This window comes from Cutibacterium acnes, assembly GCF_003030305.1.
Taxonomy (GTDB): Bacteria; Actinomycetota; Actinomycetes; order Propionibacteriales; family Propionibacteriaceae; genus Cutibacterium; species Cutibacterium acnes.
The window spans coordinates 572,549-584,903 of sequence record NZ_CP023676.1; the positions used below are offsets into that span (position 1 = coordinate 572,549).

The 12,355-nt window shown below is 59.6% G+C and carries 13 protein-coding genes, 1 tRNA gene and 1 pseudogene; 10 read left to right on the forward strand and 5 right to left on the reverse strand.

Features of this window, described 5'->3' with window-relative positions:
* Nucleotides 1-12: 12 nt before the first annotated feature.
* Both CPA42_RS02885 and CPA42_RS02890 read left to right on the forward strand, forming a co-directional pair.
* Complete coding sequence (locus CPA42_RS02885) at nt 13-984, forward strand: 4-(cytidine 5'-diphospho)-2-C-methyl-D-erythritol kinase (RefSeq protein ID WP_002516739.1); 972 nt, start codon at nt 13-15, stop codon at nt 982-984.
* Complete coding sequence (locus tag CPA42_RS02890; protein ID WP_002516637.1) at nt 981-1,520, forward strand: MarR family winged helix-turn-helix transcriptional regulator; 540 nt, start codon at nt 981-983, stop codon at nt 1,518-1,520. The genes CPA42_RS02885 and CPA42_RS02890 overlap by 4 nt, the downstream gene beginning before the upstream one ends.
* Here the strand turns inward: CPA42_RS02890 and CPA42_RS02895 are convergent.
* A complete protein-coding gene (locus CPA42_RS02895; protein ID WP_002517279.1) occupies nt 1,502-2,134 on the reverse strand; it encodes a TetR/AcrR family transcriptional regulator in 633 nt (210 codons plus the stop codon). The two genes, CPA42_RS02890 and CPA42_RS02895, sit on opposite strands and share 19 nt — an antisense overlap.
* Before the next feature lie 133 nt (nt 2,135-2,267).
* Between CPA42_RS02895 and CPA42_RS02900 the strand changes: the two genes are divergently transcribed.
* The 8 genes from CPA42_RS02900 to pth all read left to right on the forward strand — a co-directional run bounded on the left by CPA42_RS02900 (nt 2,268) and on the right by pth (nt 8,740).
* Nucleotides 2,268-2,346, forward strand: a tRNA-Gln gene (locus CPA42_RS02900).
* A gap of 88 nt (nt 2,347-2,434) precedes the next feature.
* Complete coding sequence (glmU, locus tag CPA42_RS02905) at nt 2,435-3,733, forward strand: bifunctional UDP-N-acetylglucosamine diphosphorylase/glucosamine-1-phosphate N-acetyltransferase GlmU (RefSeq protein ID WP_002516661.1); 1,299 nt, start codon at nt 2,435-2,437, stop codon at nt 3,731-3,733.
* Entirely contained in the window at nt 3,730-4,698 is a 969-nt protein-coding gene (locus CPA42_RS02910; protein WP_002513271.1) for a ribose-phosphate diphosphokinase, read from the forward strand. The genes glmU and CPA42_RS02910 overlap by 4 nt, the downstream gene beginning before the upstream one ends.
* A 148-nt stretch (nt 4,699-4,846) precedes the next feature.
* The gene (locus CPA42_RS02915) at nt 4,847-6,124 is read left to right on the forward strand and encodes a hypothetical protein (protein ID WP_002517376.1); all 1,278 of its coding nucleotides are present in this window, start codon (nt 4,847-4,849) and stop codon (nt 6,122-6,124) included.
* 35 nt (nt 6,125-6,159) lie between these two features.
* Entirely contained in the window at nt 6,160-6,729 is a 570-nt protein-coding gene (locus CPA42_RS02920) for a hypothetical protein (protein WP_002516701.1), read from the forward strand.
* A 1-nt stretch (nt 6,730) separates the two neighbouring features.
* Complete coding sequence (locus tag CPA42_RS02925) at nt 6,731-7,345, forward strand: hypothetical protein (protein WP_002518812.1); 615 nt, start codon at nt 6,731-6,733, stop codon at nt 7,343-7,345.
* A 178-nt stretch (nt 7,346-7,523) separates the two neighbouring features.
* Nucleotides 7,524-8,141, forward strand: coding sequence for a 50S ribosomal protein L25/general stress protein Ctc (locus tag CPA42_RS02930; RefSeq protein ID WP_002516656.1), 618 nt, complete (start codon nt 7,524-7,526; stop codon nt 8,139-8,141).
* On the forward strand, nt 8,138-8,740 hold the full coding sequence (gene pth, locus CPA42_RS02935; protein ID WP_002516655.1) for an aminoacyl-tRNA hydrolase: 603 nt from the start codon (nt 8,138-8,140) through the stop codon (nt 8,738-8,740). Before CPA42_RS02930 ends, pth begins: the two co-directional genes overlap by 4 nt.
* A 39-nt stretch (nt 8,741-8,779) precedes the next feature.
* Here pth and CPA42_RS13060 read toward each other — a convergent pair.
* The 4 genes and pseudogenes from CPA42_RS13060 to CPA42_RS02965 all read right to left on the reverse strand — a co-directional run bounded on the left by CPA42_RS13060 (nt 8,780) and on the right by CPA42_RS02965 (nt 12,346).
* Nucleotides 8,780-9,271: pseudogene (locus CPA42_RS13060) on the reverse strand (NAD(P)-dependent oxidoreductase).
* A 24-nt stretch (nt 9,272-9,295) separates the two neighbouring features.
* Nucleotides 9,296-9,427 carry a hypothetical protein gene (locus CPA42_RS02950; RefSeq protein WP_002518815.1) on the reverse strand — a complete coding sequence of 44 codons (132 nt, stop codon included), beginning with the start codon at nt 9,425-9,427 and terminating at the stop codon, nt 9,296-9,298.
* 349 nt (nt 9,428-9,776) lie between these two features.
* Nucleotides 9,777-10,832 (reverse strand): zinc-dependent alcohol dehydrogenase family protein, encoded by a 1,056-nt coding sequence (locus CPA42_RS02960; RefSeq protein ID WP_002516672.1) that lies wholly within the window; start codon nt 10,830-10,832, stop codon nt 9,777-9,779.
* A 374-nt stretch (nt 10,833-11,206) separates the two neighbouring features.
* The gene (locus tag CPA42_RS02965; RefSeq protein WP_002516643.1) at nt 11,207-12,346 is read right to left on the reverse strand and encodes a PrsW family intramembrane metalloprotease; all 1,140 of its coding nucleotides are present in this window, start codon (nt 12,344-12,346) and stop codon (nt 11,207-11,209) included.
* Nucleotides 12,347-12,355 lie beyond the last annotated feature (9 nt).

Sequence of the window (12,355 nt, forward strand, 5' to 3'; positions counted from 1 at the left end):
TACGGTTAGCACATGGTGATGATGGACGATCCGTTTGACTTGCTCCGGCCGATGACCGTGACGGTGCGGGTCAGCGCCAAGGTCAATCTGGCGCTCGGGGTTGGTGGCCTTGCGCCCGACGGCTTTCACCCGTTGGCGACTGTCTTCGAAGCTATCTGCATTTACGATGAGGTGGCGGTGACTCGTCGCGACGATTCGCGCATCACCCTCACCGTCTCAGGAGAGGACGCCGATCAGGTCCCTACCGACGAGACGAATTTGGCCTGGCGAGCTGTAGAACTCGTTCGCGAGGAATTCGCTTCAGAATGGGGGAAACGTGGCCATGGCGCCGACATTCACATCGATAAATCGATCCCGGTCGCTGGTGGGATGGCTGGAGGATCAGCTGACGCAGCGGGCGCCCTCATGGCAGCGGCCGCGCTGTGTCGGCTCCCTTACTCCCCCGAGGAATTACAACCGTTGGCTGCTCAGCTTGGCTCCGACGTGCCCTTCTGTCTCACCGGTGGAGTGGCGTTAGGGCGAGGTCGAGGAGACCGTCTTGCGCCAGTGATCTGCCGAGGACGTCATCGCTGGGTGTTCGCGACATCGAATCAGGGACTGTCCACCCCGGCTGTCTACCGACGTTTCGACGAGTTGGGCGGCACCCCTGGGGGAGAAACGGTGCCCAATGACCTCATCTCGGCCTTGACCCGCGGCGATCTTGATGCTGTCGCTGCCAGTTTGAGCAATGACTTACAGGCCGCTGCCATCGACCTTCGGCCCGAACTCGAAGAGGTGTTGACGGTTGGGCGAGAGGTGGGTGCGTTGACCGCTTTGGTTTCTGGATCGGGGCCGACCTGCGCCTTCCTCGTCCGGGACACCGCTGGCGCCAAAAAGGTGAGCGCTGCTGTGTCCAATCTGCCTCAGGTTCATCGCACCCGAACTGCCCGCGGTCCAGCTGCGGGAGCGCAGCTCCTGCCTGGCCCGGTGGGGAGCTTTGCATGACGAGGCCGCTACATCAGAACGCTGTGCACCAGAATTCGCCACGGAAGGACGCGGTCGACGGCATCATTGCGGCGTGGGCTAGGGAGCGTCCTGACTTGCCCGTCGAGGTAATGGAGGTGTGGTCGCGCGTCACGAGGCTCGCCCGCCGCTTGGATCGTGACCGCGCCAAAGCGTTCTCCCAATGGGACCTTGAGGGCTGGGAATTCGACGTGCTAGCAGCGCTACGACGCTCTGGTGAGCCCTATCAACTCAGCCCGGGTCAGCTCCTTAACGAGCTCGAGGTGGCATCGGGGACGATGACTAACCGCATTACAAGGCTGTCAAATCGCGGTCTGGTGCGTCGTCTTCCCCATCCCAAGGACGGGCGCGGGGTCATCGTCGAACTTACCGATGAGGGGCGCGATCGGGTCGATGGAGCCCTGGCAGCCCTGTTGGAGTCCGAGGGACGTTTGTTCGACTCGATGGATGCCCAGGTCGTCGAACAGGTGGGTCAAGGTTTACGTGCCGTGCTGGCCCGTCAAGAGGAACTGGACTGAAGGCTTTCTCTTTCGGCGTGACGGCTGAGATGTGGGCTGCCCGACAGATGAGCAAGCCCGTTGAAAGTCAGATCAACCAGATGGGCGGCAACGACCTCTTTGGCCGGTTCACGGGTGTCGAGCCAGGCCTGCCCGGTCATGCCAACCATGCCGGTGAGGGCCTGGGCGTACAGGTAGGAGTACGAGACATCGAACCCGTGACGGTCAAAGTTGGCGGCGAGAATCCCCTCAGCCCACGACGCGACGTCGGAGAGAATTGACGCGTACGAACCGGTGGCTGAACCGACCGAGGAGTCTCGCGAGATGATCCGAAAACCGTCTGGACGGTCGTCGATGTAGTCCAGCAGGGCCAGTACCGCTGACTCCAGGGTGCGTTTCGGGCCTTGCTTTGGGCGGGTCATGGCGGCGTTGAGGGAATCTTGTAGGTGGCGTACCTCGCGGTCTACGACGACGGCGTACAGCCCATCCTTGGACCCGAAATGCTCGTAGATGACGGGTTTGGAGACTCCCGCGGTAGCGGCGATCTCCTCGACGGAGGTCCCTGCCATGCCATTGTCTGCGAAGAGGCGACGGGCCACGCTGATGAGCTGTTCACGGCGCTGGCCGCTGGTCATCCGCGCCCGGCGCTGCGGGGGTGACGGCTGGGATGAGAAATCCGACATCATGATATTGAGCTTACTGAGCGTCGCTGCGTGGCCGAATTGCGATGCATGCTCTAAGGTTATGGGGACTCGGTTCGCCGAGCGTTCCCCGGTTGGTCTGTCGGCAGGGCCCGCCTGACTTTGAATCAGGATGAGCGACGCAGGTTCGACTCCTGCCCGGGGAGCTCGTTGATCCCGCTCCCGCAGTGCGGTGTAACCGAGTGGCGGCTAGAGTAAACCTTGCATGCCACATCCGAACCTGGGGGGAGCACCGTGACGCCGAGCCCGTCCACTGACCGAGCCGAGATCGACGGAGTGGCTGCCGTCATCGTGTTAGCCGCCGGCGGCGGGACTCGCATGAAGTCGACGAAGTCTAAGCTGCTGCACGAGGTTGCTGGTCGGCCAATGTTGTCGTGGGCGATCGGAGCGGCTCGCGGACTTAACCCGGAACATCTCGTCGTGGTCGTGGGTCACCGTCGCGAGCAGGTAGAGGCCCATCTCGCTGAGGACGCCCCCGACGTCACCACCGCGGTCCAGGCAGAGCAAAAAGGCACTGGGCACGCCGTCGCATGCGGGCTCGAGGGATTGGACGAGCTTCACGGTGAGGTCGTCGTCACCTACGGCGACGTCCCTATGCTTACCGGTGAGACCCTTCAGCGGATGGTTGAGGTGCACCGCGAGCGCCGCAATCTTGTTACCGTTCTTACGGCCGAGGTAGAGGACCCCACGGGTTACGGACGAATCCTGCGAGGGGGAGAGGCTGTTGTAGGAATCGTCGAGCATAAAGACGCCGATGAGGCCCAGCGAGCCGTTCGCGAGATCAATTCCGGTATTTATGTTTTCGATGCCGAAGCTTTGCGCGAGGGCGTCTCCAAGCTTTCTAACGACAACGTTCAGGGTGAGTATTACCTCACCGACGTCGTCACCATGGCTGCTGACGGCACTGTCGAGGTTCCTGGCCGCGGTCGCGTGGGCGCCTTCCGTATCGACGACGTGTGGCAAACCGAGGGGGTTAACGACCGGGTCCAGCTGGCCCGCATGAACGCCGAGGTTAATCGCCGTATCGTCACTGGATGGATGCGTGCTGGGGTTACCATCATTGATCCCACTTCGACATGGATCCAGCCGGATGTTGACCTCGCTAATGACGTCACTTTATATCCCGGGGTATTCCTCAACGGGGCTACCACCATTGGAGCTGGGGCCACGGTTGGCCCGGACGTTACTGTCACCGACTCCGAGATTCGTGAGGAAGCCACCGTCACCCGTTCCGAGGTCACCCTCGCGGTCGTCGGTGAGGGGGTGCGGGTTGGCCCGTTCTCCAACATCCGTCCTGGTTCCGTACTCGACCGTGACGCCAAAGTCGGAGCCTTTGTTGAAACCAAGAACACCCACATCGGAACCGAAGCGGCCATCCCCCACATGGCCTACGTTGGCGATTCCGAGGTGACTGCAGGATCCTCCATTGTTGCCGGATCCGTCCTTTCCCGGGAGTGCGCCGCTCCCGCCACCGTCTCGGACATCACGTCCGACAGCCAAGACGACACCCTGAACCCGGAGGCTGACCAGTGAGTGGAACCACCCGTCCGAACAACAAGCACCTCATGATTTGCTCAGGACGGGCCTATCCCGAACTTGCTGAGCAGATCGCTGCCGAACTCGGCGTCGAGCTTGTCCCGTCGCGTCAAGTTACGTACGCGAACTCGGAGATCTACGTGCAGTTCCAGGAGTCTGTGCGCGGCTGCGACGCTTTCGTTATCCAATCCCACAGTGCGCCGGTAAACGAGGCCATGATGGAGCAGCTCATCATGATCGACGCGCTCAAGAGGGCTTCGGCTAAGCGCATCACCGTGGTTTCTCCGTTCTATCCCTACGCTCGTCAGGACAAGAAGCATCTGGGTCGCGAGCCCATTTCCGCCCGCCTTATGGCCGATCTTTATCAGGCTGCTGGAGCCGACCGCATCATGTCAGTCGATCTGCACGCCGCCCAGATCCAAGGATTCTTCGACGGCCCTGTCGACCACTTGTGGGCCCTTCCGGTGCTCGCCGACTACGTCACCTCCAAATATGACAATTCTGACATGGTTGTCGTCTCCCCGGACGCCGGCCGGGTGCGCCTGGCTGACATGTGGACCGACAAGATTGGCTGCCAGCTGGCGATCATTCATAAGCGTCGTGATCCGAACAAGGCCAACGAGACAACCACCCATGAGGTTGTCGGTGAGGTTGAGGGTAAGACTTGTTTGCTTGTCGACGACATGGTCGACACTGCGGGCACGATGTGCCAGGCTGCCCTAGCTCTTAAAAAGCATGGCGCCAAGCGGGTTATTGCCGCTGCCACTCACCCGATCCTGTCGGACCCGGCCGCTGAACGGATCAATAACTCGCCCATCGAAGAACTCATCGTCACCAACACTCTCAAGATTCGCGACGATATTGACATTCCTGCCATGACGCTTCTGTCCATCGCCCCGCTTATTGCTAAGGCGATCCAGGAGGTTTTCGAGGACGGGTCTGTGACGAGTCTGTTCCGCTGACGTTGTTTGGGGGTACAGCGTTGTGCCCCTTCGTGCCGGTCCGAATGGCCCTCTCGGTTGATACCGTCTATCTGTCAAGGTCAGATCTTGGCCGGGAGCGTGCCCTTGCTGTCGGGTGCACCTCCGACCTGCCTCGATTGGAGGGAATATGTGGCCCATCAGGACGGTGCGGGCCTATTGCGCGGGGACCGTGGCGACGGCCGTCGCCCTAGCTGCTTTTGTTACGAGCGGGGCCCACGCCGCAGGGGCTAGGGAAACGAGCAAGCCGCAGGCATATCCAGTTCCTGGTCTTTTCCATCCGTGCGGTGGTTCCGTGACTCCTGACTGGCACTACGGCGAGACAAGCCGCCACTACCAGTCCGACGGAACTCTGCAGTTCACGAACCAAACCGACCATGCTGTCGACTACACCGCCAGTGTAAAGACATCGACAAACCACAAGATCGATTCCAACTCGGCATCCAAGCTTCCCCCGAACTGGAACACCACCCTCAAGACGGAATTAGGGATCGTTGCCTCCAACGGGTGGCAGGATAAGGAGACTTTCGGTCCCGTCAAACTTGGCCCTGGAGAGTCTTTCCGGGTTGAGTACGGTGTCACCGTCAAGAACTTCGTGGGCATGTTCTTGGGGTGCCGGGACGGATATTTAGAGCCCAGCGGTGGCGCTAACGTCATCCAGGGCACCGCGCCAGCCGAGCGTTACGCCTACGCTCTCGTCATCCACAAGGATGGTTCCATCTCGGATCGAGCCCTGGCCATCCCCTCGCGAGGGTCAGGCAAGAACAGCCGGATCGTTGATGACCACGACATTGTCATGGCCGGACCTAATCTGGAGAAACTTGCCGATCCCAGCAAGGATGTCCCGGTCGAACCGACTAGCCCATTGCAGCGCGATCCCTCCTGGCCTAAGCAGGGGGAGCGATGCCCGGCGAGGGGTTGGTACCCGTTGGACATCTCCGGTATTGATCCGCTCATCCGTCAACCCGGGTATTCTCAGGACTTCCTCAATTGGTCCAAGGGCCAGTACCACTTCACTCCTGTCACTGACACCGTCGTGGGAGCTCAATTCGCTGGATACGTGAACTGGAATCCCGCCGCCGACGGGCCACCACGCGGATGGCTGGAGTCCGTTGGGGCGATTTACCGCGCCTACCTACCCGTCAGGACCGAGCTTAAGGGCGTTGATCTCGCACCTGGGGAGAAGGTTCACGTCGAATATGGCACCCTGCTACGCCGAGTGAACTACCGCGAGGTCGGTTGCAAAAACGGTGTCGCATCTATCGTGTCGCATTACGGACTGGCTTCCGCGCCTGCCGGGTTCTGGGCTGAGGCCACTATTACCGGCACTGATGGGACCAAACGCACCGTCGACGTAACGCCTGACGCGTGGAAGCATCTTCCCGTACCCACCCAGACGACCCGCTGATACCCATTCCCATTCGCGTCTTGGAAGGAACCACAATGATTCGCTCACTCGTTGCTACTCTCGCTGTCGGGGCAATCGTCACCGCTGGTGCCCAGATGCCCGCCCAGGCCCTGCCGGTACAGCACCAAAACCCCGCGAACCCAACCACCATCGGCGCTCCCTGCTCGAATCCGGGTGACACCGGACAGACCGTTCATGTGGTGCGCAGCTACTTCGATGGCTCTGCTGGGACGTGGACGATCTCCAACTACAACGACACTCCGCTGCCGGTCACGCGATCCATCACAGAAACTAAGACGAAGAACTGGTCGGTTTCGGCAGGCATTGACTTCCCACTGCTCGATGTGATCCACATCTCTATTTCCAGCAGCTATAGCACTTCTTCTACCTATGAGGTTGGAGAAACCGTCGGACCCTACAACGTTGCCCCGGGCAAGACCGCAGTCTTGCAGGCCGGTTGGATTGTCTCCGACTTCGAGGGGCAGCATACGGTCTGCGGTCCCGACAAGAAGTGGCAGGGCCGTGGTGATCACTTCACCGCCACCCTCCCGCGGGAGCATCACGTGAGGATCAGCACCCGCGACAATGTGCAGTACGACGTCTGAGATGCCAAGGGGGATCAGTGTGTTGCGTCGCGCAGTAGTGGGTGCGGTAACTGCGGCAGTAACGTCGACCACCGTGCTCTCAGTAGTTCCGGCTGGTGCTGTTCAGGAATCGCCGAACAACGGGATCAATTTCGAACTGCCCCAGCGGTGGAACGACAACTACAAGCCCGGCACTCGTTGTACGCCGCAGGGGACGCGGGGCGTGTACGTCACGGCCTCTCGTCGGTGGTTCAAGCAGACTGACGGGGCCAGCGTCGAGAACACTACCGATACCGCCATGCCCGTGACCCATACCGTCACGGTCAAACGCAGTGAGACTACCGAAGTCAAGGGTGAGATTAAGGCTGATGGCACGTTGACCACATACCTCAATCAGTCCTATGGCTTCGACTACATCAACACGGTGTCGTGGGAGTTGTCGCAGAAGGTGGGACCTTACGACCTTGCTCCGCACACCCAGGGTCGTCTGGTCTGGGGATTCATCATGCTGGATGTTGACGCCCAGAATGTTAGCTGCGGAGCTGATCTCACCTGGCACGCGGTCGGGAAGCCGTTCTCTGGAACTAACCCTGAGTCCCGGTACGCCGAGTTGAGATCTGAGGGTTCGATCGGCTGAGTAGCCTGAATGTGTTCGGCGGGGGCCACGACCTGAGCTTGCCAGGTTGTGGCCCCCGCATCGCACGAGTAGACTGCCTTGAGCTTGGCGAGGGACCGCAAGGTCCGTGATCGACTGGCCGCCTACTTGGGCTTCCGCTCGTCGAGCCGTTCTACGTCAACGAGAAGGAGACGCCGCCATGGCAGACATCATTCACCTCAAGGCAGAGCAGCGTACCGAGTTCGGTAAGGGCGCCGCGCGTCGTATCCGGCGTGATGACAAGGTTCCCGCCGTGATGTACGGCCACGATCACGATCCGATCCACGTGACCCTTGACGGCCACGCCACGTTGCTGGCTCTGCGTACCGAGAATCCGCTGCTCTCGATTGAGATCGAGGGCCAGAAACCTATGCTCGCTCTGCCGAAGGACGTTCAGCGCGACGTCCTTAAGGGATTTGTCCGCCACGTCGACCTGCTGACTGTGCGTCGTGGCGAGAAGGTTGACGTGAATGTCGCCCTGCGCATCACCGGTGAGTCTGCCCCCGGCACCATCGCTATGACCGAGTTCAATGAGATCGAGGTCCAGGCTGACCTCCTCAATATCCCCGAGGTTATTGAGATCGACGTCACCGGTCTTGAGGCCGGCACGACTATTTACCTTGGCGACCTCAAGCTCCCCGAGGGCACTAGCCTGCTAGGCGATGCAGAGGATGTTGCTGCCACTGTCGCCTTCCCGGAGACTGAGCCCGTTGAAGATGAAGAGTCCGCGGGGGAGGACGCTCAGGGCGAGTCCGAGGAGAAGGCTGCGAAAGAGTGAGCCCATCGTGGCTCGTGATTGGGCTCGGCAATCCGGGCCCACGTTATGACGGCACCCGACACAATGTCGGGGCAGACGTCATAGCCGAGTTATGCCGTCGGGCTGGCGAGAAGCTCTCGCCGGCCCGCGGCCAACGGGCGGAACTCGTTCGCACCCGCTTGAGTTCGGCCGGTCTGGGCGTACCGGCTGTGGATGCCCAGACCGTTATCCTGATGCGCAGCCGCACGTATATGAACGAGTCGGGGATCGCCGTCAGCAAGGTCGCGAGCTTTGCCGGAATCACCCCTGATCATCTCATCGTCGTTCATGACGAAATTGATCTTGATCCGGGTCGGCTACGCCTCAAAAAGGGAGGCGGAGATAATGGCCATAATGGACTGAAATCCATTCGAGCCCACTTACGCACCGGTGATTTCATTCGGGTGAGATTAGGCGTTGGGCGTCCCCCAGGTCATCAAGATCCGGCTGACTGGGTGCTGGCCCGGGTGCCTGCCAGGCAGCGCGCTGAGATGGGTGTTCAGGTGGCCTTGGCCGCCGACGCCGTCGAGTCGATCATTATCCAAGGGCTGGCTGCGGCCCAGAACCGTTTCAATTCCTGACTGTTTTCCCGGCTGCGTGCAACGGGTGGTAGGCAAGGATCAGTCAGGATGTACTTCCATTAGGGGCTCACCGGTCTGTGAAAAATCACGCAGGTATTCCATCGCACAATGCACCATTTCCGCTGTGACGGTGTCTGAGTAGAAGGCGATGTGCGGGGTAACGACGACGTTCGGGAAGGAACGTAGCAACGTAAGGTCGTGGTTATTCAGAACGTCAAGACGGTGATCTTGGTGAAAATACCTGTGGTCGTTCTCGATGACGTCAATAGTTTCCGGATTCATGGCATCTATCAGTGCTCGGGTGTTTATGAGTTCACCACGGACGCAGTTGACGAGAAAAACGCCCTAGCGCATCATGGCGAATTGCTCTGCGTCGATCGTGTGGTGGTTCATCGGCATAGCGGGCACATGCAGGATGATGGCGTCGCTGTTGTGGAGCAGTGTCTCCAAGTCGACGAACTCGACGATGTCGTTTTGTTGTGGGTTCGGCAGGAGGTCGCAGGCTAGGACATTGCAGCCAAGGGGTTGCAATAGACGTGCGACCGTCGAGCCAATTCAGCCTGCACCAATGATGCCAACGGTCATTTCTGAGAGCTGTCGGCCATCGGATCCTTCTAATGAATAATCCTGTATCTCGCCACGGTCGAGGATAAGTTTCATGCGCCTTACTACCATCAGAAGCATCATGAGGGCGTCCCCGCGGCACTCGTCCAGGTTATAAAGTGTCAGTGATTCTTCGTGAAGACCGATGCTGACGGAAAGGTCGCGTTGGAAGGCCTCAAAAATGTGTCACTTCATCGGATCGAACATCGAATGCTTCAATCCGGGTCATGAGGCTTTCCTTTCGTTGAAAAGTTGCGAGATGTGGTCAACCCAAAGTCCAGGGAATGTGGTTGCATGTCGTAATACTCTAGGACTGGGTGATATGGCGCATTAGCATTAGCCGTGCAACAGTCATACGCCGTCCCATTCCACGCTGTGTAGCGACACAAACGTGGTTGGGCGCGCAGTTTGCACCCAACCACGAAGGTCTGCCTCAGCGTGTGAAGTCGGTAATGACGGTGGTTCCCACCGTGTTGTAGGTGGACATGGCGGTGAGAGCGTCGTTCACCTCACTCAGTGCGATGGTTTTGGTGACGAGCTGGCCTGGTTTTATCTTGCTCGCAGCAACCTGATTGAGCAGGTAACGGAACTCGACGGCAGGCATTCCGAAGGACCCCCGGAAATCAATCTCCTTGGCAATGAGGTCGTTGATCGTCAACGCCACGTCGCCGACTGGCCCCTCTGCAGTCATGCCGATCTGAATATGGGTTCCTCGGGAACGCAATGAGTTGACCGCGTTGTGCAGAGTTTCGGAAATGCCCAGGGCGTCGACGCTCTTGTCCGCGCCTCCGTCGGTCAGCTCACGAACTGCCTCCACTGGGTCGGTTTCGCGCGAATTGATGGTCGCGATAGCCCCGACCTTGCGAGCCAAGGCAAGTTTGTCATCTGCGATGTCGACGGCAATGACGTTTGCCCCTGCGCTGGTAGCGACGAGGGTGGCCGACAGACCCACGCCGCCTGCACCATAGACGACAAGCCAGTCACCGGGGTGGATCTGTCCCACCTCGACGATGCCGTGGTAGGCGGTCATGAGGCGGCAGCCCATACCCGCAGCATCGGTGAAATCGACGGCGTCGGGGAGCTTCACGAGGTTGGCATCTGCGTCGGGGACGGTGACATATTGCGCGAATCCGCCGTCATAGCTGAAACCGGGCATGGACACGGTAGGGCAGACGTTTGAATGACCGCTCCGGCAGTACTCGCAGTGACCGCAACCCAATGTGAAGGGGACAATCACCCGGTCTCCCACGCGGTATCGGCTCACGTTGTTGCCGATGTCACTGACCAGCCCGACGAACTCGTGTCCGAAGATGTGAGGCAAGGAGCCGCCGGTAAATCCTGGCCACTCGCCCTGCCAGCCGTGCCAGTCGCTTCGACAGACGCCGCAGGCTTTCACCTCGACGACCACACCGTCCGAATCATGAGCTGGCTCAGGAATATCCCTGATGGCTAATGGTTCGTGGTACTGCTCAACTAGTGCTGCCTTCATTGCTAGTGCCGCTTTTTGTTGATCCCGTTATGGTCTACGTCACAACCGGTGCGCCGTAGAAATTCGATACACCCGGGCTGTCCGACGCCCTGCTGGCACTGCCCTGGGTGAATCTTCCTTATGAGGATAAAGCGGCACGGGTTCGTTTCTGCTGGGTCACGGACACCTTAGTTGTGTGAATTATTACGCATATCTAGGGCGGCTCTTTATGCGGCAGGGTAGCTGTGTGAGCGCCATATTCGCGGCGTCGAGTGATCCTGTACAGGATTGGGCCTAGGGGTTGACTGTCGAGATTATTCATTATCAGAAAACGGAATCGCGGCGCTACAAGGATTATCACTGTAAGGATCGTCGGAGCCCACTACCGTCGGGGCTTACCATGTTGCCGGTGGTTGTATCGGCGGGAATTGCGGCATCAACGGTAGTTGTCCTAGCTTGTCGGGTCGCGATCGCAGCCATTCAGAAAGCTGGTCGCGACGCTTGACGAGCTCAGGACCGCCTTCTCCAGCGGCAATACGGTGTTGTGCCAGCGCAGCCTCAGTCGCGGCAGTAATCGTGCGTTTCTGGTTCCGTTTCGCGACTCGACCATACTTACCCGAATCAGCGAGGATGGCGCGCCGCTTACGCGGATCTGCAATCATGTCAGCCTCAGCCGGAGTCACCAGGCCAGCTTCTACCATGAGGGGTAGCTGGGATCGCACTGCCTCGTATTCGTTGCGTCGATTGCGAGTCGTCATGATGATGGTTCCAATGAACACTGGTACGAAGAGCACAATGTAGACCAGGATCATCGCAGCTAACTGGCCGGTGTCGTCAAGGCCAAGGCTGCCCGCCAACAATGTGGGGCCGCCATTCCACAGACCATGAAGCAGGCATGCAGCGATGTAGCCAACAGCGGCTTTCCAGAGACCACCTTTAGTGCGCCACGCCCAGATACCGACTGCGGTCGCCGTGGTGTAAAGCGGGTGTCCGAAGACCCCAAAACCTGTGCGCACAAGTGCCATGACGACAAATTCCCCGGCACTCGACGAGAGAGCGAAATAACCCAGGTTCTCCACGAACGCGAAGCCTAGGGCGCAGATCCCGGCATAGAAGATGTGATCGGTTAGCGAGGTGAGCTCAAGCTTGCGGGCTCCAGTGGCAACGAGAATAAATACTGAGGCTTTGGCTAACTCCTCAGCAAGCGGTGCGACGATGGCCATCGTCACGAACTCACTGGCGGGAATCGCCATCTCGACAAGGAACGAGAAGATGACGCCTGCTGACCCTCCCCAGATCAGCGCCATCACTGTGAGACGGGTAGGTTCGGGCTCCCATCTGTCGAGCCAGCGGTAGCACAGCAGACACACGATAAGGGCCGCGGTCGATGGGATTGCACCGACGATGAAGGTAACGGGTGAGCCTGCGCTGATGAGCGCGACGATGAGGAGGATGGCGATCGCTCCCAATACGGTGATGACTATCGGCAGGGCTCCGCTGCGTCGAACCGGTTTGGGAGTGAGTGGGTACTGCATAGGTGTGGT

What these genes read in the sequence shown, in the direction of transcription:
- CPA42_RS02885 (WP_002516739.1), top strand. Translation starts at nt 13, where the DNA reads ATGGTGATGATGGACGATCCGTTTGACTTGCTCCGGCCGATGACCGTG.
- CPA42_RS02890 (WP_002516637.1), top strand. Translation starts at nt 981, where the DNA reads ATGACGAGGCCGCTACATCAGAACGCTGTGCACCAGAATTCGCCACGG.
- CPA42_RS02895 (WP_002517279.1), bottom strand. Translation starts at nt 2,134, where the DNA reads ATGACCAGCGGCCAGCGCCGTGAACAGCTCATCAGCGTGGCCCGTCGC.
- CPA42_RS02915 (WP_002517376.1), top strand. Translation starts at nt 4,847, where the DNA reads ATGTGGCCCATCAGGACGGTGCGGGCCTATTGCGCGGGGACCGTGGCG.
- CPA42_RS02920 (WP_002516701.1), top strand. Translation starts at nt 6,160, where the DNA reads ATGATTCGCTCACTCGTTGCTACTCTCGCTGTCGGGGCAATCGTCACC.
- CPA42_RS02925 (WP_002518812.1), top strand. Translation starts at nt 6,731, where the DNA reads ATGCCAAGGGGGATCAGTGTGTTGCGTCGCGCAGTAGTGGGTGCGGTA.
- CPA42_RS02930 (WP_002516656.1), top strand. Translation starts at nt 7,524, where the DNA reads ATGGCAGACATCATTCACCTCAAGGCAGAGCAGCGTACCGAGTTCGGT.
- CPA42_RS02950 (WP_002518815.1), bottom strand. Translation starts at nt 9,427, where the DNA reads ATGATGCTTCTGATGGTAGTAAGGCGCATGAAACTTATCCTCGACCGT.
- CPA42_RS02960 (WP_002516672.1), bottom strand. Translation starts at nt 10,832, where the DNA reads ATGAAGGCAGCACTAGTTGAGCAGTACCACGAACCATTAGCCATCAGG.
- CPA42_RS02965 (WP_002516643.1), bottom strand. Translation starts at nt 12,346, where the DNA reads ATGCAGTACCCACTCACTCCCAAACCGGTTCGACGCAGCGGAGCCCTG.